The sequence below is a fragment of the Sanguibacter keddieii DSM 10542 genome, from assembly GCF_000024925.1.
Taxonomy (GTDB): domain Bacteria; phylum Actinomycetota; class Actinomycetes; order Actinomycetales; family Cellulomonadaceae; genus Sanguibacter; species Sanguibacter keddieii.
The window spans coordinates 3,349,851-3,372,866 of the sequence record NC_013521.1 but is presented as its reverse complement, the minus strand read 5'-3'; the positions used below and the strand labels follow the sequence as shown (position 1 = coordinate 3,372,866).

Sequence of the window (23,016 nt, the reverse complement as noted above, 5' to 3'; positions counted from 1 at the left end):
TGCTTCGCCCGCTCCGTCCCTTCTCCCGCGGCGCACGGTGGACTACGGTGAGACCAGACCCGTCCCGCGTCGCACCCCTCGCGAGGAGTGCCCGGCGCACACGATCCCCGAAGGACCCTGGACCCTGTGAGCATCGACCCCGTGACCTCGAACCTGTGACCTCGACCTCCTCGGTCCGCCGCAGCCGCCGCCCTGCCCGCTTCGTCGCGCAGGGCCTGGTGCTCGCGACCGTGCTCGCCGGGACCACGGCCTTCACCACGCTCCACAGGACGGTGACGGTCGAGGTCGACGGCGTGGCCCACGAGGTCTCCGGCTTCTCGCGGACGGTGGACGACGTCCTCGCGAGCAGCTCGCTCGACGTCGGTGCGCAGGACCAGGTCTTCCCGTCGCTCGACAGCCCGGTGGACGACGGCGACCTGGTCGTCGTCCGCACGGTCCGTGACGTGGAGGTGGAGATCGACGGCACGAGCCAGACCATCCAGTCCTCCGCGCGCACCGTCGGCGAGGTCCTCGACGAGCTCGGCACGCGCGCCGACGGCGCCGACGTGTCCGCCTCGCGCAGCGCCGAGGTCGGGCGCGAGCCGCTGGTCATCACCACGCCCAAGTCCGTCACCCTGGCCGTGGACGGCCAGCAGCTGGACATCTCCACCACCGAGGGCACCGTCCGCGACGTGCTCCTCACCGCGGGTGTCGTGCTCGACGGCGAGGACACCGTCTCGGTCGACCCGTCGCCGACGACAGTGGCCGCCGCAGAGTCCACCGCCGGGGCCACCTCCGCCGCTCTCGACGCCGAGACGGTCGACGGCATGGTGCTGACCATCGGGCGGGGCGCCTCGGACATGTCGTCGGCGCAAGAGGTCCTGCCCTACGCGACGCAGGAGGTCGAGGACCCGACGGTCATCGCCGGAAGGACCGTCGTCACCCAGAAGGGCGTGCTCGGCCAGGCCGTCACCACCTACGACGTGACCCTCGTCGACGGGGTCGAGGTGGGCCGCGAGGTCCTCGCCCGCCGCGTCACCGTCGAGCCGCAGGACGAGATCGTCTCGGTCGGCACGCTCGAGCTCCCCGACCCCGCGCTCGTCGTCGTCGACCCGGGCTCGGCGAAGGCGATCGCCCAGGTGATGGTCGCCGACCGCGGCTGGGGCGCCGACCAGTTCGCGTGCCTCGACTCGCTCTGGCAGAAGGAGAGCAACTGGCGGGTCACGGCTGCCAACCCCTCGAGCAGCGCGTACGGCATCCCGCAGGCGCTCCCGGGCTCCAAGATGGCCAGCGCCGGCGCCGACTGGCAGACCAACGCCGAGACTCAGATCACGTGGGGCCTGGGCTACATCAGTGGCCGCTACGGCACGCCTTGCGCCGCCTGGGCGCACTCCAAGGAGAAGAACTTCTACTGACCGGCGGCCGTCTGCTCTCGGCTGACAGGCCTCGCGATCGGTCGGGGTCTCCCAGGGCACGCCGTCGCGGCTGGTCATCGGCCTGGGTGCAGCGAACGGCAGGGGTGCGAGCGACACGCCGACCCGCTGTCGAACGTGAGGCACTTCACCCGCTCGACGCCCGGCATGTCCTTGGATGTCCGCTCTGCGGGACGCCCGTGCCGACCGCGACCTCTTGGCGGATGATCACGGATCGGTTACGGTCGAACGTCGCCACGGTGCCAGAGCCCGTGCGGACCGACACCCGGAAGGCCTCACGGCGGACCGAGGACGGACGCCGGACGCACGACACCGCCGGCGACAGCTGTCCGGACCGCGCCAGGGGGCGCCGGGGACCGGGCAGGATCGATCGCCGGATCAGGATCGACGGACAGCCCTCACGGGCGGCGGTGAAACCCCGCAGCCGTCTCCTGTGCCCGGACCGCTCCACGTCTGGACACCAGTGAAAAATCTCTTCAGCGCCTTCTCCGGCCGCGCCTCCCAGCGCGGACCCGCGAAGCCCGGCGAGTCCACCGATCTCGCCGGCGACGGCCTCACCGAGGCCACCCCGCTCAGCGAGGGCACCGCGCCCTCCAGCGCGCGCCGCTCGCGCCGCACCCCTCTCCTCGTCGTCGGCGGTCTCACCGTCGCCGTCCTCGCGACCGGCACCGCCGTGTACGCCAACGCCCACAAGACCGTGCTGCTCGACATCGACGGCCAGGTCCAGGAGGTCACGACCTTCTCCGGCTCCGTCGAGGGCGTCCTCGCCGAGAACGACGTCACCGTCGGCCCGGACGACGTCGTCGCCCCGGCAGCAGCCTCCAGCCTCACCGACGGCGCCGACGTGGTCGTGCGGTACTCCCGCGAGATCACGCTGCAGACCGACGGCGAGCCCACGACCATCAAGACCACGGCTGTCGACGCCGACGAGCTGCTCTCGGCGTACGCCGACCGCGGCAGCGACGTCAGCCTCGTCGCCTCGCGCTCCCAGGGCGACGGTCGTACCGACCTCGGCCTGCGCCTCTCGCTCGAGGGTCCCGTCCAGCTCCAGGTCGACGGCAAGACCGTCGAGGTCGCCGACGGCACCGCCGGGGTCGACACGATCCTCGCCGACCACGACATCGAGCTCGGCGACCTCGACCGCCTGACTGTCGAGCAGCTGCCGACGCCCGAGGCGCTCGCCGCGCAGGAGCAGGCCGCCGCCCGTGGCGCAGCACCTGCTGCGGACGCCACCGTCGAGACGACGGCCTCCGAGGCCGACGCCACGGCGGACGCGACCGAGGAGCCCGAGGCGCCCGCCACGCAGGCGCCCGACGTCATCACGGACCCGCGCGCCGACGACACCCAGGTGACGATCGTCGTCCGACGCGTCGCCGTCGCCGACGAGACCCTCACCGCGCCGATCCCCTTCGAGACCGTCACGGAGGAGGACCCGGAGCGCTTCGAGGACCTCCCCGTCGTGACCAAGGTCGAGGGCGTCGACGGAGAGTGGACCGCGGTCTCGGCCGTCACGACCGTCGACGGTGTCGAGGAGTCGCGCGAGCTGACCCGTGACGAGCTCACGACCGCCCCGGTCACCGAGGTGCTCGTCCAGGGCACCAAGGAGCGTCCGAAGGTCGTCGCACCGCCGGTCGTCCGGTCCGCGCCGGCTGCTCCCTCGGCACCCGTGGACGGCGGCTCGGGCGAGCCTGCCCCGGAGGCCGCACCGGCCCCGGCCGTCGGCGGAGACGTCTGGGCCGCCCTGGCCCAGTGCGAGTCCTCCGGCAACCCGTCCGTGGTGTCGAGCAACGGTCTGTACCACGGTCTCTACCAGTTCTCGGTGGGCACCTGGCAGTCGCTCGGCGGCGTCGGTCTCCCGTCGCAGGCGAGCGCCGAGGAGCAGACGCGTCTGGCCCAGGCCCTCCAGGCCCGGTCGGGCTGGGGCCAGTGGCCGCACTGCTCGTCGAAGCTCGGTCTGCGCTGACCCGCTGCTCTGCGCCTGACCACGGTGCTGCGCTGAGCGACAGGTCCCAGGTGGCCTGCCGCATCATCTAGGCTCGTGCTCATGAACGACACGTCGAACGCCCTGCTCGGTCCGGTTCAGATCCGCGACCTGGCAGGGCGTCTCGGCGTCCGGCCCACGAAGACCCTCGGGCAGAACTTCGTGCACGACGCCGGGACGGTCCGCAAGATCGTCCGGTCGGCCGGGATCGAGGCCGGCCAGCACGTCGTCGAGGTCGGGCCGGGCCTCGGGTCGCTGACCTTCGGCCTCCTCGAGGCGGGCGTCACCGTCGTCGCGGTCGAGATCGACCCCGTCCTCGCCGCGCAGCTGCCGCTGACGGTGGCAGACCGCGCACCTGAGTGGTCGGACCGGCTCACGGTCGTCCTCCAGGACGCCCTCACGGTGACCGAGCTCCCGGGACCGGCCCCGACCGCGCTGGTCGCCAACCTCCCGTACAACGTCGCGGTGCCCGTCCTGCTGACGTTCCTCGAGCGCTTCGACTCCCTCGACCGGGTCCTCGTCATGGTCCAGGCCGAGGTGGCCGACAGGCTGGCCGCGCCCCCCGGGAACCGGACCTACGGAATCCCCTCCGTCAAGGCCGCCTGGTACGCCTCCGCGCGCCGCACCTCGACCATCGGGCGCAACGTGTTCTGGCCGGTCCCCAACGTCGACTCCGCCCTCGTGCTGCTCGAGCGTCGCGACCACCCCGTCACGCGGGCGACGCGGGAGCGCGTCTTCGAGGTCGTCGACGCCGCGTTCGCGCAGCGGCGCAAGATGCTCCGCGGCGCGCTCGCCGAGCTCGCCGGGTCTGCTGCGGCAGCCCAGCAGGCCCTCGAGGCGGCCGGTGTCGACCCGACGACCCGCGGCGAGCAGCTGACGGTCGACGACTTCGCCCGCATCGCCGAGGCGCTCGACGACCAGGTCGCAGCCCGCGAGGAGCTCTCCGACCAGGCTGCTGGTCAACCGCAGGGAGCCCCCGCTGCGCCGACCGGAGACCGACCTGGCACAGTAGGACCGTGACCCGGACGACCCGACTGAGCAGCGTGCGTGTGCACCAGCGGTCCGTGACCGCCCGGGCGCCCGGGAAGGTCAACCTGTCGCTGCACGTCGGGGCGCGCGAGGCCGACGGCTACCACCCCCTCGTCACCGTGTTCCAGGCGGTCTCCCTGGTCGAGGAGGTCACCGCGACGGCTGCGCCCACCTTCTCCCTGGAGGTGTCCGGTCCCGGGGCGGAGCACGTCCCGCTCGACGGCACCAATCTCGCCCTGCGCGCCGCGCACGCCCTGGCCGAGCGCACCGGCGTGAGGCTCGGCGCCCGGCTGTCGATCACCAAGGGCATCCCGGTCGCCGGCGGCATGGCGGGCGGATCCGCTGATGCCGCAGCCACCCTCGTGGCCCTCGACGCGCTCTGGGGGACCGCACTGACCCGACCCGAGCTGCTCGACGTCGCCGCCGGTCTCGGCGCGGACGTCCCGTTCTGCCTGCAGGGGCACACCGCCGTCGGTGTCGGGCGTGGCGACGTCCTCACGGCCGCGATGGCGCAGGGAGAGTTCCACTGGGTCTTCGCCCTGCGCGCGCAGGGCCTGTCGACGCCCGAGGTGTTCCGCAGGTTCGACGAGCGGGGCAGCGGCCTGGCCGACCTGCCGGCCGAGGCCGACACCGCGCTCATGGCAGCCCTGCGTGCCGGCGACGCGGTCCGGCTCGGCGAGGCCCTGTCGAACGACCTGCAGCCCGCAGCCCTCGAGCTGGCCCCCGACCTCGCGGGCACCGTCGACGCCGCCCGTGCCGCCGGTGCGCTCGGCGTCGTCGTGTCCGGCTCAGGGCCGACGGTCGCCGTGCTCGCGCGGTCGGCCGCGCACGCCTCCTCGATCGCCGCAGCCCTGACCGTCGCCGGGGTGTGCGCCTCGGCCGTGTGCGCCTCCGGGCCGGTCGCCGGTGCCCGCGTGGTGCAGGAGCACCAGGGCTGAGCTCGCGGCCGGCGGCGAGGCTGAGGACCCCGTCGAGGCCACCGTGCTGACCGTGCCGGGTCGGGTCAGGGGACCGCGATGCGGGTGCCCGCCGCCTCGTCGAGCGACTCCGCCGTCTCGACCGGCGGAGCGGGCGGGGTCGTGGGCCGGTCCTGCGCGAGCAGCGCCTCCTCGGTGCTGAGCCAGCGGCGCGACCGGTGGTACGAGATCCACACGGGCACGAGGCCCGCGATCCACGCCAAGGGCGCTGCGAGGCACACCCCGACGAAACCGAGGTGGGTGGCGAGGAGGAGGGCTGCGCCGACTCGTGTCACGAGCTCGGCGACGCCTGCGATCGTCGGGACGAGCGTGCGGCCCATGCCCTGGAGGGCGTTGCGCAGCACGAAGAGCAGCCCGAGGGCCACGTAGAGCGAGCCGTTGACCACGAGGAAGGTCTGGCCGAGCTCGACGACGTGCTCCTCGCCGGGGCCGACGAACAGCCGGATGAGGTGCCGGCCGAGCAGGACGTTGCCCAGCCCGATCGCGAGGGCGAAGCCGATCGACATGAGGCAGGTGTGCAGGACCCCGGTCCGGATGCGTCCGTAGGAGCGGGCGCCGTAGTTCTGGGCGGTGAAGGTGGCGATCGCGAGCCCGAAGGACGCGAGCGGGGCCATGGCCAGCCCGTCGACCTTCTGCGCGGCGGTGTACGCACCCACGGCCTCGGCGCCGAGGCCGTTGAGCGCGTACTGGAGCACGATGGTGCCGATGGCGATGATCGACGCCTGGAAGGCCATCGGCAGGCCGATGCGCAGCTGTGTGGTGACCTCGGCGCGGGTGACGCGCCAGTCCTCCCGGCTCAGGTGCAGGACGGGCATCTTGCGGTGCACCAGGTACAGGCAGAGGAGCACGGAGACGAGCTGCGAGGTGATGGTCGCGAGGGCCGCGCCGTCGACCCCCATGCCCAGGCCGGCGATGAAGGCGACCACGAGCACCACGTTGAGCAGGCACGAGAGCACGAGGAACACCAGCGGTGTGCGGCTGTCGCCCAGCGCGCGGATCGTGTTCGACAGGAAGTTGAAGAACATGATCGCGCCGATGCCCCAGAACGACACGACGATGAACAGGTGCGCGTCGTCGAGGATCTCGGGAGGGGTGCGCATGAGCACCAGGAGAGGGCGCGAGAGCGGGACCGCGACGGCGGTCAGCCCGACCGCGAAGGCCCCGGTGAGGATCGCGCCCGCTGCGACCGAGCGTCGGACGCCCGGGAGGTCGGCGGCCCCGAAGGCCTGGGCGGTCGGGATCGCGAAGCCGGCGGTGAGGCCCATCGCGAAGCCGAGCAGCAGGAACGCGATGCCGCCGGTCGACCCGACCGCGGCGAGCGCGTCGACGCCGATGATGCGGCCGACGACGAAGGCATCGGCGAAGTGGTACATCTGCTGGAACACGTTGCCGACCAGCAGCGGCAGGGTGAAGAGCAGGATGATCGTGGCGGGACGGCCCGAGGTGAGGTTCTTCGACATGTGACGGCTTCGCAGGGGGATGAGTGGGCGAGGTTCCTGGCGGGGCCGGGTGCCGGTCCGAGGGGACGGAGCGGGGCCGGGGCGTCAGGGGCGGTCGGGACGGGCGCAGCGGTGGTGCCTCGTGCTGTCGAGCCTAGGGGCGTCCGGGCGCGTATGTCGAATCGATTCGAGGGTGAAGTCGGATCGATTCGATGACGGCTCGGTGAACGGCACCCGACCACCCCCGTGCGTGCGTCGCCGTAGCGGTCGTCGACCTGGCCGGGAGCCGGACCCGGGCGGCGAGCGTCAGGCGACCGCCGCGAGGACCACCGGGTCGGCGCACCCCCGCGCGAAGCCGGCGATCCGGCGGTCGATGTCGTGCTGGAGCAGCACGCGGCCGACCCGCTCCGCGACCGGCGCGAGCCACCGCGGCCGGCAGGCGAAGCTGTAGCGCCACACGGCGCGGGTGCTGCCCGGGTCGCCGTCGACGGGGGAGAACCGCCACCCGCCCGCGAGCCGCTCGAAGAACCACGAGCCCTGGGTCATCTTCATGCCGACGTTGGTCGGGGGTGCGTACGAGACGTACTCGCTCACCATGCGCAGGCCGAGGCGGTGCACCGTGAGCGTCCGGACGCCCTTGGCGGGGCCCTCCGCGCCGTCGAGGAGTCGCTGACGCCGGATGAACGGGTCCCAGCGGAGCCGCGTCTCTCCTGTCGTCTGTGACACCGCGAAGGCGGTGGCAGGCGGGACGGGGACGATGGTCACGGACTCGACGACGGGCACCTGCCCAGCGTGGCACGCCACGGGGCAGACGGCGTGCGCTCGGGACGGGGAGGTCTCCCCAGGGGAGGGGCGGGGACCGGGGTTCAGCCCCTGCGGTCCGTGGCGCGGGCGGCGGCGACCCGCCACGCCTCCTCGACGACGGCGCGGTCGACCGGGGCCGGGGGAGCGAGCGGGTCGAGCAGGATCACGCCCTCAGGGACCGTCGTGGACCGGTTGACGTAAACCGTGCTCACGGCGGTCTCGAGCGCGCGGAGCGTCCGTCGCTGCTCCCGGGGTGTCATCGGCCAGGTGAACCACGCCTCGTGGTCCGGGACGTGCGCGGGACGCACGATCGCGCCGGTCGGCTGATGGAAGCCCGGGACGACGCGGTCCGAGGAGAACTCCAGCGCGCGCCGTCGGCCGACCGCCAGGTCCGTCACCACGGCCGAGGAGCCGTTCTCGAGGACGAACTGGTACCCGACCGGCCGCTCCGGGTAGTGGTCTGCGCTGTGCCGTCGCAGGTGACGTGCGACCCCGAGGGCCACCTGCCGCAGGAGCACGGGGTCCATCGGCGCGTGGACGGCCGTGCGGGCCGCGTGCGCGACGGCGGAGTCGTGGTCGACGTGCGGGTCGCGGCGCACCTCGGTGCGCTGCGGAGGCGGTGCCGCGGCGACGGCTGCCCGGACCGCGAGCTCACGGCGCACCCGGCGCCGGTCGTAGCCGGCGGCGACCACCGTGGGGACGAGCACGAGCAGCACCGCGCCGGGGACCAGGCCGTAGGTCGCCCACGCCTGCAGCGGCCCGAGGTCCCCGTCGGTCAGGCGCGAGAGCTGGGTCGCCGCGACCACGACGGTGGCGAGGGCCAGCACGACCGATCCCGCGGTCGCGACCGCGGGCCAGCGGCGCGGGGGCAGCTCTGCGTCCGCGAAGGGCGCACCGTCGCCCCATGGTCCCACCGGGACGCGGTGGGAGCCCGTGCCGTCAGCGTGCTCGTCCATCGCGGCTCAGCCGGCCTGCTCCGCGAGCGCCATCCAGCGCTCCTCGAGCTCGGTGACCTCGGCGCCGAGCGCGCGCAGCCTCTCGTCGAGCTCACGGAGCCCGGTGAAGTCGCTCGAGTCGTGGGTGGCCATCGAGGCGTGCACCCCGGCGATCTGGTCGGTGAGCTTGGTGAGCTTGCGCTCGACCGCACCCAGCTCCTTCTTGGCGGCGCGCGCCTCGGCGCTCGACGGTGCGGACGAGCCGCCGCCCTGCGAGCTCGTGGGCGTGGGGCGCCGACCGGTCGGGGCGCGGTCGGCCATGATCGTGAGGTACTGGTCGACGCCCCCGGGCACGTGCTGGAACGCGCCGTCGAGGATCGCGTACTGCTGGTCGGTGACCCGCTCGAGCAGGTACCGGTCGTGCGAGACGACCAGCAGCGTCCCGGGCCACGAGTCCAGCAGGTCCTCCATGGCGGCGAGCATGTCGGTGTCGAGGTCGTTCGAGGGCTCGTCGAGGATGAGCACGTTGGGCTCGTCGAGCAGGATGAGCAGCAGCTGGAGCCGGCGGCGCTGACCACCCGAGAGGTCCTTGACCGGGGTGGCGAGCTGCACGGCGGTGAACCCGAGGCGCTCGAGGAGCTGCCCCGGGGTCATCTCCTTGCCGCCCGCGACGTACGACGTCCGGTACCGGGCGATGACGTCGCTCACGCGGTCCTTCGCGATGTCCTCGAGCTCGGCGAGCTGCTGGGTGAGGGTGGCGACCTTGACGGTCTTGCCGCGCTTGACGCGACCGGTCGTCGGCTGGAGGTCTCCGGTCACCAGCGAGAGCAGCGTGGACTTGCCGGCGCCGTTCATGCCGAGGATCCCGGTGCGCTCGCCGGGCCCGATGAGCCACGTGATGTCCTTGAGCACCTGCTTCTCGCCGAAGCTCACGGAGACGTCGACCAGGTCGACGACGTCCTTGCCGAGGCGCGAGGTGGCCATCTGCGCGAGCTCGACCGAGTTGCGCACGGGAGGCTCGTTCGCGATGAGCTCGTTCGCGGCGTCGATGCGGAACTTGGGCTTGGAGGTGCGGGCCGGGGCGCCGCGGCGCAGCCACGCGAGCTCCTTGCGCATGAGGTTCTGACGCTTGGCCTCGGTCGCGGCCGACATCCGGTCGCGCTCGACGCGCTGCAGGATGTACGCCGCGTACCCGCCCTCGAAGGGCTCGACGATGCCGTCGTGCACCTCCCAGGTCGCGGTGCAGACCTCGTCGAGGAACCAGCGGTCGTGGGTCACGACCAGGAGGCCTCCGGCGTTGGCGGACCACCGGGTGCGCAGGTGCCCCGCGAGCCAGGTGATGGCCTCGACGTCGAGGTGGTTGGTGGGCTCGTCCAGGAACAGCAGGTCGTCGTCGCCCACCAGCAGCGCGGCGAGCGCGACGCGGCGGCGCTGGCCTCCGCTGAGCTCGCCGACGAGGCCGTCCCACGGCAGGTCGGTGACGAGCCCGGCGATGACGTCGCGGACCTTCGGGTCGCCAGCCCACTCGTGCTCGGGGGTCGAGCCGACGATCGACTCGGAGACGGTCCGGGTCGGGTCGAGGGTGTCGCCCTGGTCGAGGACACCGACGCGGGTGCCGTTGCGCACGGTGACGCGTCCGCCGGAGGGCTCGAGGCGGCCGGAGAGCATCGCGAGCAGCGAGGACTTGCCGTCGCCGTTACGACCCACGATCCCCACGCGGTCGCCCTCGTTCACCCCGACGGTCACGGAGCCGAAGACGGTCTTGGTCGGGAAAGACAGGTGGAGGGCTTCGCCCCCGAGTAGATGAGCCACCCGGCAAGGGTACGCGGGACGGGTGCGCGGCCCGGTCCGCCAGCGGCACCCCTCCCGGGGTGCGCGGGCTCAGACGGCTGTGATCTCCGGGTCGACAGCAGGACCTGCCGCCGCAGCCCGGCGGGCGCGTCGGGTGGACCGCACGTAGTGGAACGCGGTGGGCACGAGGGTGAGCGTGACGGCCGCGATCAGGACCAGGTCGATGTACTTCTCGGCGAACTCTGCCACCCACGGGATCCCGCCGAGCAGGAAGCCGAGCATGGTGAGACCGACGCCCCAGACGATCGCCCCGACGAAGTTGTAGAGGGAGTAGCGGCGGTAGCTCATGTGGGCGACGCCCGCGGCGACCGGGGCGAAGGTGCGGACCACCGGGATGAACCGTGCGAGCACGACGGCCATCGGGCCGAAGCGCTCGAAGAACGCGTTGGTGCGTGCGACGTTCGCGGTGCTGAACAGCCCCGACTCCTTGCGCTCGAACACCCGCGGGCCGAGACGGTGCCCGATGAGGTACCCGACCTCGCCGCCGAGGAACGCGGAGAAGCCGATCGCGAGGGCGACCCACCAGATGTTGATCCCGATGACACCGGTGTGGGTGAGGAGGCCGGCGAAGAACAGCAGGGTGTCGCCGGGGAGCAGGAAGCCGACCAGCAGACCGGTCTCGGCGAAGATGATGAGGCAGACCCCGACCAGGGCCCAGGGCCCCATGCTCGGGATGATGGTCGCGGGGTCGAGCCAGGGGATGAGGGCGGCGTGCATGGTGTTCCTGGTCTCTCGCGGTGGTTCAGCCGAGGGTGTCGAACTGTGCGACCAGCCGTCGCAGCAGGTCGGTGATGGCGGGCTCGTCCGCCGGGTCGAGGACCGTGAGGACCTCGTGCTCGACGGCCAGCAGGTCGCTGAACGCCGCGTCGACACGGGCGAGCCCGTCGTCGGTGAGCCGGACGAGGACTCCCCGCCGGTCGTCCGGCGAGGGAGCCCGCTCGACCAGCCCGCGCGAGGCGAGCCGGTCGATGCGGTTGGTCATGGTGCCGCTCGTCACCATCGTCTGGGTGACGAGCGCACCGGGGGAGAGCACGTGGGGCTCGCCGGCCCGCCGCAGCGCGGCGAGGACGTCGAACTCCCACGGCTCGAGCTGGTGTCGGGCGAAGGCGCCGCGCCGGGCGAGGTCCAGGTGCCGGTCCAGCCGCGAGACGCGGGACAGGACGGCGAGCGGGGACACGTCGAGGTCGGGCCGCGCGCGGCCCCAGGCCGCGATGATGCGGTCGACCTCGTCCTCGCGGACCTCAGCGGAGCTCATGCCCTGACATTACTTGACATCAAGAGTCTTGACGGGTGTCTCCTGCGTCACGCTGCCCGCAGGGCGTCCTTGATCTTGACGCGGGCTCCCGAGCGCAGCACGGCGTTGGAGTAGATGCGTCCGGCCAGCCACACCAGCAGCGGGATGAGCGCGATGTTCACGGCCATGACCACGGCCACCTGCCACATCTCGACCCCGCCCACGGCGACGCGTGTCGGCATGATGAGCGGCGACGTGAACGGCAGGTACGAGAGCCACACGACGAGCGGGCTGTCGGGCGCGAACGGGGCCACGGCCACGCTCACGAGGTACGGCACCATCATGATCATGATGATCGGGCTCGTCACCGTGCCCACGTCCTCCTGGCGGGAGACGAGCGCAGCGGCAGCGGCGAAGACCAGCGCGTACATGGTGAACCCGATGAGGAACCACACGATGGTGGAGAGCACCGTCGCCCCGAGGTCCAGGTCCATCCCGTCGAGCAGCCCGAAGGCCGCCGCGCTGCCTCCGGCCGCGGCGACCAGCACGACCACCTGCGAGAGCCCGATGACGCCGATGCCGAGCACCTTGCCGGCCATGAGCTGCCACGGCCGCACCGTGGCGAGCAGCAGCTCGACCACGCGGCTCGACTTCTCCTCGACGACCCCCTGGGCGATCATCGCCCCGCACAGCTGGAGGCTGATGAACATGAGGATGCCCACGAGGTAGGCGGAGATGATCTGCGAGGGGTCGATGGCGCGCGGCGGCTCGATGGCCTCGACGTCGACGGTGGCCTCGGCCACCGCGCGGCTGACCTCGGAGGGGTCGCCGCCGAGCTCGGCGATCTGGTCCGCGAGGACCGTCTGCTGCGCGATCACCGTGAGGACCGAGCTGAGCTCGGTGTCGAGCGTCGACTTGGTGATGACGGTGACGGTGCCGCCCTCGGCCGAGAGGACCACGGCGTCGAGGTCGCCGTCGAGCACCAGGGTGCGGCCCTCGTCCTCGGTGACCGTCGAGATCTCGACGGTCGCGCCGATCCCCTCGGCGGTCGCCACGACGGGCTCAGCGAGCGCAGACGTCTCCTGCGTGACGCCCACCGTGAGGGTGTTCTCGCCCCCGAGGAGCGTCTTCGCGAGGAAGGACCCGGCGACGATGAGGACCACGAGGATCACGGTCGTCCAGAGGAAGGCCTTGGAGCCTGCTCGCTGCTTGATCTCGCGGCTGGCCACGAGCCGGACTGCTGACCACGAGGTCAGGGGGGCGCTGTGCGTGCTCATGCTGCGGGTGCTCATGCTGCTGATCCCTTGCTCAGGAACGACCGCTTGCTCTTCTTCGTCGTCGAGGTGGTGTCCGGGGTGTCGCCGGCCGCGGGCTCGGCGCTCACCACGTCGCGGAACAGGTCGGTGAGGCTCGCGCGCTGGGGTGCGAACTCGCGCACGGTGCCGGTGGCGAGCGCCGCCTGCAGGACGGCCTGCTCGGCGCCCTGCGCCCGGCCGACCTCGACGACCGTCCGCGACCCGGTGGTCTGCACGTGCGTGACCCCCGGGATCGCCGACGCCCAGCCCGCAGGGGCGTCTGGTGCGTCGACCAGCCAGCGCGGGGCGGCGTTCGAGCGGAGCTCGTCGACCGTGCCGGACGCGACCATCCGACCGGCCCGGACGATGCCGACGCGGTCGCAGAGGTGCTCGACCAGCTCGAGCTGGTGCGACGAGAAGACGACGGGCGCGCCCTGGTCCGCCTTCTCGCGCAGCACCCCGCTCATCACGTCGACCGCGACCGGGTCCAGGCCCGAGAACGGCTCGTCGAGGACGAGGATCTCCGGGTCGTGCACCAGGGCGGCCGCGAGCTGCACGCGCTGCTGGTTGCCGAGCGACAGGGACTGCACGTCGGAGTCGCGGCGCGCGGCGACGCCGAGCCGCTCGGTCCACAGCTCCATCGCAGCCGTCGCGGCCTTCGGGCTCAGGCCGTGCAGGCGGGCGAGGTAGACGAGCTGCTCGCCCACCTTCATCTTGGGGTAGAGGCCGCGCTCCTCGGGCATGTAGCCGACGGCGCGACGCGCCGCGACGTCGAGGGGTGCGCCGTCCCAGCGCACCTCGCCCGAGTCGGCGGCCAGGACGCCGAGCGCGATACGCATCGTCGTCGACTTGCCGGCGCCGTTCGAGCCGACGAATCCGAAGATCTCGCCGGAGGCGACCGAGAAGGACATCGAGTCGAGCGCGCGGAGCGACCCGTAGGACTTGGAGAGGTTGTCGATCTCCAGGGTGGGCATGAGAGGCCTCGCAGAGGTGTCGGAACCGGGGGTGCACAGACGTCTCACAGGTTAGGGGAGACGACGGGGACGCGCGCCACGATTCCGCGCTCCGCGCCCGAAATGGCCAGAAGGCCCCCCGCGGTCGGCCAGAAGTGGCCGATCGGCCTAGGTGGTGGGCGCCTCGTCGTCGGTCAGAGGGACGACGGGTCCGCGGGGCTCGCCGGAGTCCGACATCGACGGGTGGCGCTCGAGGCCGGACAGGCCGTTCCACGCGAGGTTCACGAGGTGCGCCGCGACGTCGTGCTTGCTCGGGTTCCGTGCGTCGAGCCAGTGCTGTCCGGTGAGGGCGACCATGCCGACGAGCATCTGCGCGTAGATCGGCGCGACGCCCGGGTCGAGGGTGCGGCGGCGGAACTGCTCGGCCAGCAGGTGCTCCACCTGGGTCGCGACGTCACCGATGAGCGAGGAGAACGTGCCGGTCGCCTGGGCGACGGGGGAGTCCCGGACCAGGACGCGGAAACCGTCCTCGGAGGACTCGATGTAGGTGAGCAGGGCGAGCGCCGTGCGCTCGAGGACCACCTTGGGGTGGCCGCCCGCGGTCAGGGCACCGGTGAGGGCTCCGGTCAGCCCCTGGATCTCGCGGTCGACCACGACGGCGTAGATGCCCTCCTTGCCGCCGAAGTGCTCGTAGACCACGGGCTTGGACACCTGGGCGCGGGCGGCGATCTCCTCGACGCTCGTCCCCTCGAAGCCCTTCTGGGCGAACAGGGCCTTGCTGACGTCGATGAGCTGTTCTCTGCGCTCCTTCGCCGTCATCCGAGGGCGGGGTGCGCGTTTGCTGTCGGAGGCCACGCTCCCCATCATGCCGGACGAGCTCGCGCACCAGCGTTTGGTGCGCACGAAAATCCTGGCAGAATGAGGTCCGAGCGCCCGGGCCGCGCCTGCGTGCGCGCACCTCGGTCCAGGGTCGCCCGAGCTCCTTCCGCCTTGGTGTAATCGGCAGCACAAGGGTTTTTGGTGCCTTTAGTCCAGGTTCGAGTCCTGGGGGCGGAGCGGACGTCACACCGGTGGCGTCGTCAGCAGTCCTCCGAGCACCCCCGAGCACCTGGGAGTCCCTCCGTGACCACCGCTCAACCCGCGGCCGTCGTCGTCCTCGCAGCTGGCGAGGGGACACGGATGAGATCAGCCACACCCAAGGTCCTGCACACCCTCGCCGGTCGGAGCATGCTCGGTCATGCCCTCGCCGCGGCGCGAGGCCTGGACCCCCGGCGCGTGGCCGTCGTCGTGCGGCACGAGCGCGAGGCCGTCGCCGGTCACGCCCTCGCCCTCGACCCAGCCGTGCTCGTCGTCGACCAGGACGACGTCCCCGGTACCGGCCGCGCCGTGCAGTGCGCCATGGGTGTCCTCGACGCCGCCGCGCACGCCGCAGCCGCTCACGACGGCGTCCCCGAGGGCGCCGAGGGACGCGGCGTCGGCGACGGGGTCACCGGCGCGGTGGTCGTCATCGCCGGCGACGTCCCGATGCTCGACGCGGGCACCCTCGGCGAGCTCCTCGCCGCCCACCACGCCGACGGCAACGCCGTCACCGTGCTCACCACCGAGATCGAGGACGCCACAGGCTACGGCCGCATCGTGCGCGACCCCGCGACCGGCGAGGTCCTCTCGATCGTCGAGCACCGCGACGCGACGCCCGAGCAGCGCGACATCCGCGAGATCAACTCGTCGATCTACGTCTTCGACGCCGCGGTCCTGCGGCACGGGCTGGGCAACCTCGACCGCGACAACTCGCAGGGCGAGGTCTACCTCACCGACGTGCTCGCGATCGCCCGCTCGCAGGGCGGCGCCGTCCGCGCCCTGCGCACCGACGACCCCTTCGTGGTCGAGGGCGTCAACGACCGGGTCCAGCTCGCCGTCCTCGGCGCCGAGATGAACCGCCGCATCCTCGCCGACTGGATGGCCTCGGGCGTCACGGTCGTCGACCCGGCCACCACCTGGGTCGACGTGGACGTCGAGATCGAGCGCGACGTCACGATCCTCCCCGGCACCCAGCTGTACGGGGCGACGATCGTCCGCGAGGGCGCGACCGTCGGGCCCGACACGACGCTCACCAGCACCGAGGTCGGCCAGCACGCGACGGTGTCGCGCACGCAGGCCGAGCTCTCCGTCATCGGGGACAACGCGACCGTGGGGCCCTTCAGCTACCTGCGGCCGGGCACGGTCCTCGGCTCCGGCGGCAAGATCGGCGGCTTCGTCGAGACCAAGAACGCCACGATCGGCGACGGCTCCAAGGTGCCGCACCTGTCCTACGTCGGCGACGCCACCATCGGCGAGCACACCAACATCGGCGCGGCGACGATCTTCGTCAACTACGACGGCGTGAACAAGCACCGCTCGACCGTCGGGTCGTACTCGCGCACCGGGGCCGACAACCTCTTCGTCGCACCGGTGCACATCGGCGACGGCACCTACACGGCGGCCGGCTCCGTCATCCGCAGCGACGTCCCGTCCGGCGCGCTCGCGGTGTCCGCCGGTCCGCAGCGCAACATCGAGGGGTGGGTCGAGCGACGTCGCCCGGGCACCGACGCGGCCCGTGCTGCCGAGCGCGTGCGCCGCGCGACGGACTCCGCGGCCGAGGGGCTCGGTGCGCAGGCCCGCGCCGAGCGTGCCCAAGCAGACCACCAGGCGACCCTGCCTGTTCCCAGCCCCCCGACCGCCTCCCCGAGCCAGGCCGCGCCGCAGCCTGGTGCAGACGGCACCACTGAAGGACACCGCAACTGATGACTGGCATCGTCTCCCCTGACGGCGAGAAGCGACTCGTCTTCGTCTCCGGTCGCGCTCACCCCGAGCTCGCCCAGGACGTCGCGCGCGAGCTCGGCACGGGCCTGGTCCCGACCACGGCCTACGACTTCGCGAACGGCGAGATCTACGTGCGCTTCGGCGAGAGCGTGCGCGGTGCGGACGTGTTCGTCCTGCAGTCGCACACCGCGCCGATCAACCAGTGGATCATGGAGCAGCTCATCATGGTCGACGCCCTCAAGCGGGCCTCTGCCAAGACCATCACCGTGGTCCAGCCGTTCTACGGCTACGCCCGTCAGGACAAGAAGCACCGCGGCCGCGAGCCGATCTCGGCCCGCCTCATGGCCGACCTGTTCAAGACCGCCGGCGCCGACCGCATCATGAGCGTCGACCTGCACAGCTCGCAGCTGCAGGGCTTCTTCAACGGACCGGTCGACCACCTCTGGGCCATGCCGCTCCTCACCGACTACGTGCGCACCCGCGTCGACCTGTCGAACGTGGCCGTGGTCTCGCCCGACGCCGGACGCATCCGTGTCGCCGAGCAGTGGGCCGCGAAGCTCGGCGACGCGCCGCTCGCCTTCGTGCACAAGACGCGCGACATCACCAAGCCCAACCAGTCCGTCGCGAACCGCGTCGTCGGCGAGGTCGAGGGCCGCACCTGCGTGCTCGTCGACGACCTCATCGACACCGGCGGCACCATCGCCTCGGCCGTGAAGGTCATCCTCGCGGCCGGCGCCAAGGACGTCATCATCGCGGCCACGCACGGCGTGCTCTCCGACCCTGCGGCGCAGCGTCTGAGTGAGTGCGGCGCCCGCGAGGTCGTCATCACGGACACGCTGCCGATCAGCCCGGACCGCACCTTCGACAAGCTCACCGTCCTGTCGATCGCCCCGCTGCTCGCCCGCGCGATCCGTGAGGTCTTCGACGACGGCTCGGTCACCTCGCTCTTCGAGGGCAACGCCTGACCCGAGGCGCCCGACCGCCCCGACGCACGTCCGACGCCCGGCCTCCCTCCCACGAGGGGCGCCGGGCGTCGTGCGTGCTGCGTCGTCCGTCGTGCCCCGCCACGCGACAGGTGCCCTGCCGCGCGACATGATGGGGTGATGGGGAAGAGACGAGCACCTGAGGGCATCACCGTGACCGGGACGGGGACCGCCGCGTCGGTCCCGGACGTGGTCGACGTCGAGCTGGGTGCCGAGGCCTCCGCGGCGGACGTCCAGCAGGCGCTGGACGCCGCAGCCGCCGGACTCGACGCAGCGCGGTCGGCCCTGGCCGACCACGGTGTCGCGGCCGCCGACATCCAGACCGCCCAGACCTCGACGTGGACGGAGCGTCGCGACAGCGGCGAGCAGGTGACCACTGCGCGCCTCTCGCTGCGGGCCAGGGTCCGCGACGTCGCGGCGGCGGGGGAGTGCGTGCGTGCCGCCCTGGCCGCAGCCGGACCTGTCGCGCGCCTGGAGTCGATGCACGTGGCCTTCGGCGACACCGACACCCTCGTCCGGTCCGCGCGGGAGGCGGCCTTCCGGGACGCCCGGGCGACGGCCGAGCAGCTCGCCGCGCTGGCCGGACGCACGCTCGGCCCGGTGGTCGACGTGCTCGACGGTGCGGGCGGAGGTGGCGGTGCTGGTGGGCCGAGGGCATGGGCGATGCGCAGCGACATGGCAGCCACGGGCATCGGCATCGACCCGGGCACGCAGGAGGTCTCCGCGAGCGTGACCGTCCGGTGGGCGTTCGAGTAGCCCGGAGTTCGACTGCGGCACCTCCTAGCCGGTACAGTGGCCAGGTTGCCTCGGCGAGGGACGTCTGGCGGGCCGGAATGCTCCGGTCGACCGGACCTCCGTGATCGACTGGGCGGTCCGCTCCCGCGCGTCCGTCTGTGTCACGCGCCGTCGAGCAACCGCCCGTTTCCTGGTGAGGCAGCTTCTCTCGCACCACGTGCCGCTCCAGGTCACAGCCGAAGGTATCCCACTGACCGTCGGCCCATCATCTGTCCCAGGAGTTCCACGTGTCTGACAACAACAAGCTCGTCGCCGAGGCCCGCACCGAGTTCGGCAAGGGCGCGGCCCGCCGCACCCGCCGCAACAACCAGATCCCCGCCGTCCTCTACGGCCACGGCACGGACCCCGTCCACGTCGCCCTCCCCGGCCACCAGACGATGCTCGCGCTGAAGCAGTCGAACGCTCTCTTCGAGATCGAGCTCGACGGCACCACGCAGTTCGCCCTCGCGAAGGACGTCCAGCGCGACCCGGTCAAGAACGTCATCGAGCACGTCGACCTCCTCATCGTCAAGAAGGGCGAGAAGGTCGAGGTCGAGGTCAACGTGCACGTCACCGGCGAGCCCGTCCCCGGCACCATCCACATCGTCCAGTCGCAGACGGTCGTCCTCGAGGCCCTCGCCACGAACCTCCCCGAGTGGATCGAGGCGGACGTCACCGGTCGCGAGGCCGGCACGGTCATCACCGCGGGCGACCTCGTCCTCCCCGAGGGCTCGGCGCTCATCACCGACGCCGACTCCGACGTCGTGCTCATCTCGGTCCCGCAGGACAACTCGGCTGACGACGAGGCCGCGGCCGAGGTCTCGGCCCAGCAGTCCGCCGCGTCGGCATCGGCCGCCGAGAGCGAGTGACCTCACCGGTCACCCAGGCTCACGCCTGAACGATCGTCGCAGCGCCCGGTACCCTTCTGGTGCCGGGCGCTGCGCCGTCTGCGCCCGTGCGGCCTGCACCTGCGCCGCGCAGCCGCCCCGAAGCTGATGGCACGACCTGATGAAGAGAGATGTGTACGCGATGACTGACGGTCTGTGGCTCGTGGTCGGGCTCGGCAACCCCGGCCCCCAGTACGCGGGCAACCGCCACAACGTGGGCCAGATGGTCCTCGACGAGCTCGCGTCGCGCCACGGCGGGTCGTTCTCCGCGCACCGGTCGCGCGCCGCGGTCGCGGAGGTGCGCCTCGGTGTGCTCCCCGGTGGTGTGCCCGGACCGCGCGTCGTCCTCGCGAAGCCGTCCACGTACATGAACACCTCGGGCGGGCCGGTCGCCGGGCTCGCGCAGTACTTCCAGGTCGAGCCGGACCACGTCCTCGTGGTCCACGACGAGCTCGACATCCCCTTCGGTGACGTCCGCTGCAAGATCGGCGGCGGCGAGGGCGGGCACAACGGGCTCCGTGACATCAGCAAGGCGCTCGGCACCAAGGACTACCTGCGGGTGCGCACCGGCATCGGGCGCCCTCCGGGCCGCATGGACACCGCCGACTTCGTGCTCAAGGACTTCGGCACGGTCGAGCGCAAAGAGCTCCCGTTCCTGCTCGACACGAGCGCCGACGCCGTCGAGATGGTCGTCACCGAGGGCCTCGAGAAGGCGCAGATGGCCTTCCACACCAAGAAGTAGGACGCGCAGGGCGCAGGCTCCGGCGGCTCCGCAGCGCCGGGTCAGGCCTCTCGCGACCGGCTTCCCCCGTGCTCGTCCGGTGCAGCCGCACGCGCCACCGCGGGCCGACCGCCGTGCCCGCGACGGCGCATGACGGCCCAGGCGACGCCGAGGACCGCGAACCACACCGGGGTGACGAGCAGCGCGTCGCGGGTGTCCTTCTCGAGCATCAGCACGACGAGCATCGCGGCGAAGAACGCGAGCACCACCCAGCACATCACGACGCCGCCGGGCATCTTGAAGGTCGACGCCTCGTGCACCTGAGGTCGCTCGCGCCGGTACCGCAGGTAGCTCACGAGGATCATGGTCCACACGAACATGAACAGCACCGAGGAGACGGTCGTGACGAGCGTGAAGGCCGCGACGACGCTCTTGCCCGTGTAGAGCAGTGCGACGCCGGGCACGAGGCACGCGCACGAGAAGATGAGCCCGCGTGCGGGGACGCTGTTCTTCGACAGTCGTCCGAAGCTGCGCGGCGCCTCGTCCTCCTGCGCGAGCCCGTACATCATGCGCGAGGTCGAGAAGATCCCGCTGTTCGCCGACGAGGCCGCCGAGGTGAGGACGACGAAGTTGACCACCGCGGCCGCGGCGGGCAGACCGGCGAGGGCGAACATCGCGACGAAGGGGCTCTCGTCCGGCGAGATGTTCCGCCACGGGGTGACGGCCATGATGACGAAGAGCGCGCCGAGGTAGAACAGCACGATCCGGATCGGGATCGAGTTGATGGCGCGCGGCAGGTTCTTCTCGGGGTCCTTGGTCTCTGCGGCCGCGGTGCCGACCAGCTCGATGCCGACGAAGGCGAAGAGCGCGATCTGGAACCCGGCGAGGAAGCCGCTGACGCCGTGCGGGAAGAACCCGCCATCGGAGTAGAGGTTCGACAGCGTGGCCTGCGAGCCGTCCGGGGACTGGAAGGCGACCGCGACGAGCACCAGGCCGGTGACCACGAGGGCGACGATCGCGACGATCTTGATGATCGCGAACCAGAACTCGAGCTCGCCGAACAGCCGGACGGCCACGAGGTTGAGCCCGAGCAGCAGCAGGATCGTGGCGAGCGCCGGGATCCAGCGCGCGAGGTCGGGGGCCCAGAAGGCCATGTACCCGGAGATCGCGACGATGTCGGCGATCCCCGTGACGATCCAGCAGAACCAGTAGGTCCACCCGGTGAAGAACCCGGCCCAGGGTCCGAGGACGTCCGAGGTGATGTCGCGGAAGGACTTGTAGCCGAGGTTCGACAGCAGCAGCTCGCCGAGGGCACGCATGACGAAGAACAGCATGAAGCCGATGACCGCGTAGACCAGCAGCACGGACGGGCCGGCGAGCGAGATGGTCTTGCCGGAGCCCATGAAGAGCCCGGTGCCGATCGCTCCGCCGATCGCGATGAGCTGCAGGTGGCGGTTGCTCAGCGCCCGCTCGAGCTGCGGGCTGCCGTCTCCGTGCGGGTCCTGTGCACGGGCGGCACCGGTGGGTCCGTCTGCGTCCGCAGGTCCGTGCTGGCGCTGCTGGTTCGTGCTCATGCTCGCTCCGCTCGTCGGTCCGGCGGGGCGGGGAGGTCGCTCTGCGGACCGACGCAGCCTAGGGTCGTGCGGAGATCTTCACCCGGTCCGGTCCACGATGTGACCCGCCCGGAGACCCTGCGCCCTGCGGCAGGTGGCGGCTCCAGCCGAGCACCACGACCAGCAGGCAGAGGGCGGCGAGCACCGCACCCCCGGCGAGCATCACGGGGTAGCTGACCGAGCCCGAGAGCGCCCCGAAGACCGTCGGCACGAAGAACCCGAGGTAGCTGATGGAGTAGAAGACGGCGATGATCCCGGCGAGGTCGTCCGGGCCGGCGATGCGCTGCGCCTCCTGGAGCCCGGAGAGCATGAGCAGCCCGTAGGCGCAGCCGAGCACCGCAGCGGCGAGCACGGTGACCCGCAGGTCGAGGGTCGCCGCGGCCCACGCGGCGACGCTCATCCCGACGACGGTGACCGCCAGGGCGACGACGACGGCGCGCGCCGACCGGGGCGTGTCGAGAGACCTCGCCAGCTGCTGGGTGACGAAGCCGCAGGACAGCGCCACGAGGCAGAGCAGCCCCGAGAAGCCGATCTCGTCGCCGGGGACCCGGTGGGCCACGAGCGCCGGCAGGATCGCGTAGGCGCAGGCCGCCACGGCGAAGACCCAGGGCGCCATCGGCAGGACCACGAGCAGGAAGCGTCGGTGCCGGGCGGCCGGGATGCGCAGGTCGTCCCGCAAGCGACCCGGGTCGGCCTGGCGGGCGACCGTCTCGGGAGCCGAGAGCGCGGGGACGGCGAGCACCACGGTGACGGCGATGTTGACGAGGTAGGGGAGCAGCGTCGGCAGGGGGCCGTACTGCGCGAGGGCAGCGGCGACGACGGCACCGAGCCCGAAGCCCGCGGTGAGCGAGAGCGCGGCACGACGCGCACCGCTGCCCGCGTCGGCTGCGGAGGCGACCGGTGGCTGCGAGAGCTCCTTGACCCAGCTGGTCCCCACGGCCATCACGAGCCCGAGCGCCAGCCCGGAGAAGACCCTCCCGGCGAAGAGCAGCGCGTGCAGGTGCGCGCCCCACGCGATGAGCCCGCTGCCGACGACTCCGAGCAGCGGTGCCGGGAGCATGAGCGGCCGGCGCCCGAGGCGGTCGGACAGCGGGCCGCCGACCAGCAGGGCCGGGACGATGCCGACCACGTAGGCGGCGAGCAGCACGTTGACGGACTGCGCCGAGAGGCCCTCGAGGCGGTAGAGGACCAGGAGCGGCGTGAACTCGTTGCCGCCCCAGGCGACGGAGAAGAGCACGCCGCACACCGCGAGCCACGCCCGCGGGTGCGTACCGGCTGCGGGGGACATCACGTCGGCGAGGCTACACCCGGTCCACGGTGCTGCCCCTC

At 72.1% G+C, this 23,016-nt stretch carries 20 protein-coding genes and 1 tRNA gene; 10 read left to right on the top strand and 11 right to left on the bottom strand.

The genetic code is table 11. From position 1 onward, the window contains the following. Positions 1-155 precede the first annotated feature (155 nt). The 4 genes from SKED_RS14890 (at position 156) to SKED_RS14870 (ending at position 5,360) form a co-directional block, all read left to right on the top strand. Positions 156-1,394: a resuscitation-promoting factor gene (locus SKED_RS14890; RefSeq protein WP_012868000.1), complete on the top strand. Its 1,239-nt coding sequence runs from the start codon at positions 156-158 to the stop codon at positions 1,392-1,394. Positions 1,395-1,875: 481 nt separating this feature from the next. Continuing rightward, positions 1,876-3,375 (top strand): resuscitation-promoting factor, encoded by a 1,500-nt coding sequence (locus tag SKED_RS19150; RefSeq protein ID WP_012867999.1) that lies wholly within the window; start codon positions 1,876-1,878, stop codon positions 3,373-3,375. Between the two features lie 81 nt (positions 3,376-3,456). After that, a complete protein-coding gene (rsmA, locus tag SKED_RS14875) occupies positions 3,457-4,413 on the top strand; it encodes a 16S rRNA (adenine(1518)-N(6)/adenine(1519)-N(6))-dimethyltransferase RsmA (RefSeq protein ID WP_081448102.1) in 957 nt (318 codons plus the stop codon). Further along, entirely contained in the window at positions 4,410-5,360 is a 951-nt protein-coding gene (locus SKED_RS14870; protein ID WP_245534572.1) for a 4-(cytidine 5'-diphospho)-2-C-methyl-D-erythritol kinase, read from the top strand. Before rsmA ends, SKED_RS14870 begins: the two co-directional genes overlap by 4 nt. A 65-nt stretch (positions 5,361-5,425) precedes the next feature. On the opposite strand, the gene SKED_RS14865 is transcribed toward SKED_RS14870, so the two are convergent. From SKED_RS14865 to SKED_RS14825, 9 genes are all read right to left on the bottom strand, one after another. Then, positions 5,426-6,859: an MATE family efflux transporter gene (locus SKED_RS14865; protein WP_012867996.1), complete on the bottom strand. Its 1,434-nt coding sequence runs from the start codon at positions 6,857-6,859 to the stop codon at positions 5,426-5,428. 285 nt (positions 6,860-7,144) lie between these two features. Continuing rightward, positions 7,145-7,621 (bottom strand): type II toxin-antitoxin system RatA family toxin, encoded by a 477-nt coding sequence (locus tag SKED_RS14860; RefSeq protein WP_042439398.1) that lies wholly within the window; start codon positions 7,619-7,621, stop codon positions 7,145-7,147. Positions 7,622-7,704: 83 nt separating this feature from the next. After that, positions 7,705-8,598 (bottom strand): hypothetical protein, encoded by an 894-nt coding sequence (locus tag SKED_RS14855; RefSeq protein ID WP_012867994.1) that lies wholly within the window; start codon positions 8,596-8,598, stop codon positions 7,705-7,707. 6 nt (positions 8,599-8,604) lie between these two features. Beyond that, positions 8,605-10,389: an ABC-F family ATP-binding cassette domain-containing protein gene (locus SKED_RS14850; RefSeq protein WP_042438114.1), complete on the bottom strand. Its 1,785-nt coding sequence runs from the start codon at positions 10,387-10,389 to the stop codon at positions 8,605-8,607. Positions 10,390-10,458: 69 nt separating this feature from the next. After that, positions 10,459-11,145, bottom strand: a complete 687-nt coding sequence (locus SKED_RS14845; RefSeq protein ID WP_012867992.1) for a DedA family protein — start codon at positions 11,143-11,145, stop codon at positions 10,459-10,461. Between the two features lie 25 nt (positions 11,146-11,170). Beyond that, the gene (locus tag SKED_RS14840; protein ID WP_012867991.1) at positions 11,171-11,683 is read right to left on the bottom strand and encodes a MarR family winged helix-turn-helix transcriptional regulator; all 513 of its coding nucleotides are present in this window, start codon (positions 11,681-11,683) and stop codon (positions 11,171-11,173) included. Positions 11,684-11,730: 47 nt separating this feature from the next. Next, positions 11,731-12,954: an ABC transporter permease gene (locus SKED_RS14835; protein WP_012867990.1), complete on the bottom strand. Its 1,224-nt coding sequence runs from the start codon at positions 12,952-12,954 to the stop codon at positions 11,731-11,733. Further along, a complete protein-coding gene (locus tag SKED_RS14830) occupies positions 12,951-13,931 on the bottom strand; it encodes an ABC transporter ATP-binding protein (protein WP_012867989.1) in 981 nt (326 codons plus the stop codon). The genes SKED_RS14835 and SKED_RS14830 overlap by 4 nt, the downstream gene beginning before the upstream one ends. A 147-nt stretch (positions 13,932-14,078) precedes the next feature. Further along, complete coding sequence (locus SKED_RS14825) at positions 14,079-14,729, bottom strand: TetR/AcrR family transcriptional regulator (protein WP_042438112.1); 651 nt, start codon at positions 14,727-14,729, stop codon at positions 14,079-14,081. Positions 14,730-14,894: 165 nt separating this feature from the next. Between SKED_RS14825 and SKED_RS14820 the strand changes: the two genes are divergently transcribed. The 6 genes from SKED_RS14820 to pth all read left to right on the top strand — a co-directional run bounded on the left by SKED_RS14820 (position 14,895) and on the right by pth (position 20,095). Then, positions 14,895-14,966: transfer RNA gene (locus SKED_RS14820), tRNA-Gln, on the top strand. Positions 14,967-15,032: 66 nt separating this feature from the next. After that, the gene (gene glmU / locus SKED_RS14815) at positions 15,033-16,691 is read left to right on the top strand and encodes a bifunctional UDP-N-acetylglucosamine diphosphorylase/glucosamine-1-phosphate N-acetyltransferase GlmU (RefSeq protein WP_012867987.1); all 1,659 of its coding nucleotides are present in this window, start codon (positions 15,033-15,035) and stop codon (positions 16,689-16,691) included. Continuing rightward, on the top strand, positions 16,691-17,674 hold the full coding sequence (locus SKED_RS14810; protein ID WP_012867986.1) for a ribose-phosphate diphosphokinase: 984 nt from the start codon (positions 16,691-16,693) through the stop codon (positions 17,672-17,674). The genes glmU and SKED_RS14810 overlap by 1 nt, the downstream gene beginning before the upstream one ends. Positions 17,675-17,812: 138 nt before the next feature. Then, complete coding sequence (locus tag SKED_RS14805) at positions 17,813-18,448, top strand: SIMPL domain-containing protein (RefSeq protein ID WP_012867985.1); 636 nt, start codon at positions 17,813-17,815, stop codon at positions 18,446-18,448. A gap of 266 nt (positions 18,449-18,714) precedes the next feature. Then, positions 18,715-19,335 (top strand): 50S ribosomal protein L25/general stress protein Ctc, encoded by a 621-nt coding sequence (locus SKED_RS14800; protein ID WP_012867984.1) that lies wholly within the window; start codon positions 18,715-18,717, stop codon positions 19,333-19,335. 160 nt (positions 19,336-19,495) lie between these two features. Continuing rightward, positions 19,496-20,095, top strand: a complete 600-nt coding sequence (pth, locus tag SKED_RS14795; RefSeq protein WP_042439390.1) for an aminoacyl-tRNA hydrolase — start codon at positions 19,496-19,498, stop codon at positions 20,093-20,095. Positions 20,096-20,136: 41 nt separating this feature from the next. On the opposite strand, the gene cycA is transcribed toward pth, so the two are convergent. Then, positions 20,137-21,648, bottom strand: a complete 1,512-nt coding sequence (gene cycA / locus SKED_RS14790; RefSeq protein WP_012867982.1) for a D-serine/D-alanine/glycine transporter — start codon at positions 21,646-21,648, stop codon at positions 20,137-20,139. A gap of 58 nt (positions 21,649-21,706) precedes the next feature. Beyond that, entirely contained in the window at positions 21,707-22,975 is a 1,269-nt protein-coding gene (locus SKED_RS14785) for an MFS transporter (RefSeq protein WP_042438110.1), read from the bottom strand. Between the last annotated feature and the right edge of the window lie 41 nt (positions 22,976-23,016).

Excerpts from the sequence above, each read along its gene's own strand:
- cycA (WP_012867982.1), bottom strand. The coding sequence starts at position 21,648 with ATGAGCACGAACCAGCAGCGCCAGCACGGACCTGCGGACGCAGACGGA.
- SKED_RS14810 (WP_012867986.1), top strand. The coding sequence starts at position 16,691 with ATGACTGGCATCGTCTCCCCTGACGGCGAGAAGCGACTCGTCTTCGTC.
- SKED_RS14805 (WP_012867985.1), top strand. The coding sequence starts at position 17,813 with ATGGGGAAGAGACGAGCACCTGAGGGCATCACCGTGACCGGGACGGGG.
- rsmA (WP_081448102.1), top strand. The coding sequence starts at position 3,457 with ATGAACGACACGTCGAACGCCCTGCTCGGTCCGGTTCAGATCCGCGAC.
- SKED_RS14830 (WP_012867989.1), bottom strand. The coding sequence starts at position 13,931 with ATGCCCACCCTGGAGATCGACAACCTCTCCAAGTCCTACGGGTCGCTC.
- SKED_RS14840 (WP_012867991.1), bottom strand. The coding sequence starts at position 11,683 with ATGAGCTCCGCTGAGGTCCGCGAGGACGAGGTCGACCGCATCATCGCG.
- SKED_RS14785 (WP_042438110.1), bottom strand. The coding sequence starts at position 22,975 with ATGTCCCCCGCAGCCGGTACGCACCCGCGGGCGTGGCTCGCGGTGTGC.
- SKED_RS14865 (WP_012867996.1), bottom strand. The coding sequence starts at position 6,859 with ATGTCGAAGAACCTCACCTCGGGCCGTCCCGCCACGATCATCCTGCTC.
- SKED_RS14825 (WP_042438112.1), bottom strand. The coding sequence starts at position 14,729 with ATGACGGCGAAGGAGCGCAGAGAACAGCTCATCGACGTCAGCAAGGCC.
- pth (WP_042439390.1), top strand. The coding sequence starts at position 19,496 with ATGACTGACGGTCTGTGGCTCGTGGTCGGGCTCGGCAACCCCGGCCCC.
- SKED_RS14835 (WP_012867990.1), bottom strand. The coding sequence starts at position 12,954 with ATGAGCACCCGCAGCATGAGCACGCACAGCGCCCCCCTGACCTCGTGG.
- SKED_RS14855 (WP_012867994.1), bottom strand. The coding sequence starts at position 8,598 with ATGGACGAGCACGCTGACGGCACGGGCTCCCACCGCGTCCCGGTGGGA.
- SKED_RS14845 (WP_012867992.1), bottom strand. The coding sequence starts at position 11,145 with ATGCACGCCGCCCTCATCCCCTGGCTCGACCCCGCGACCATCATCCCG.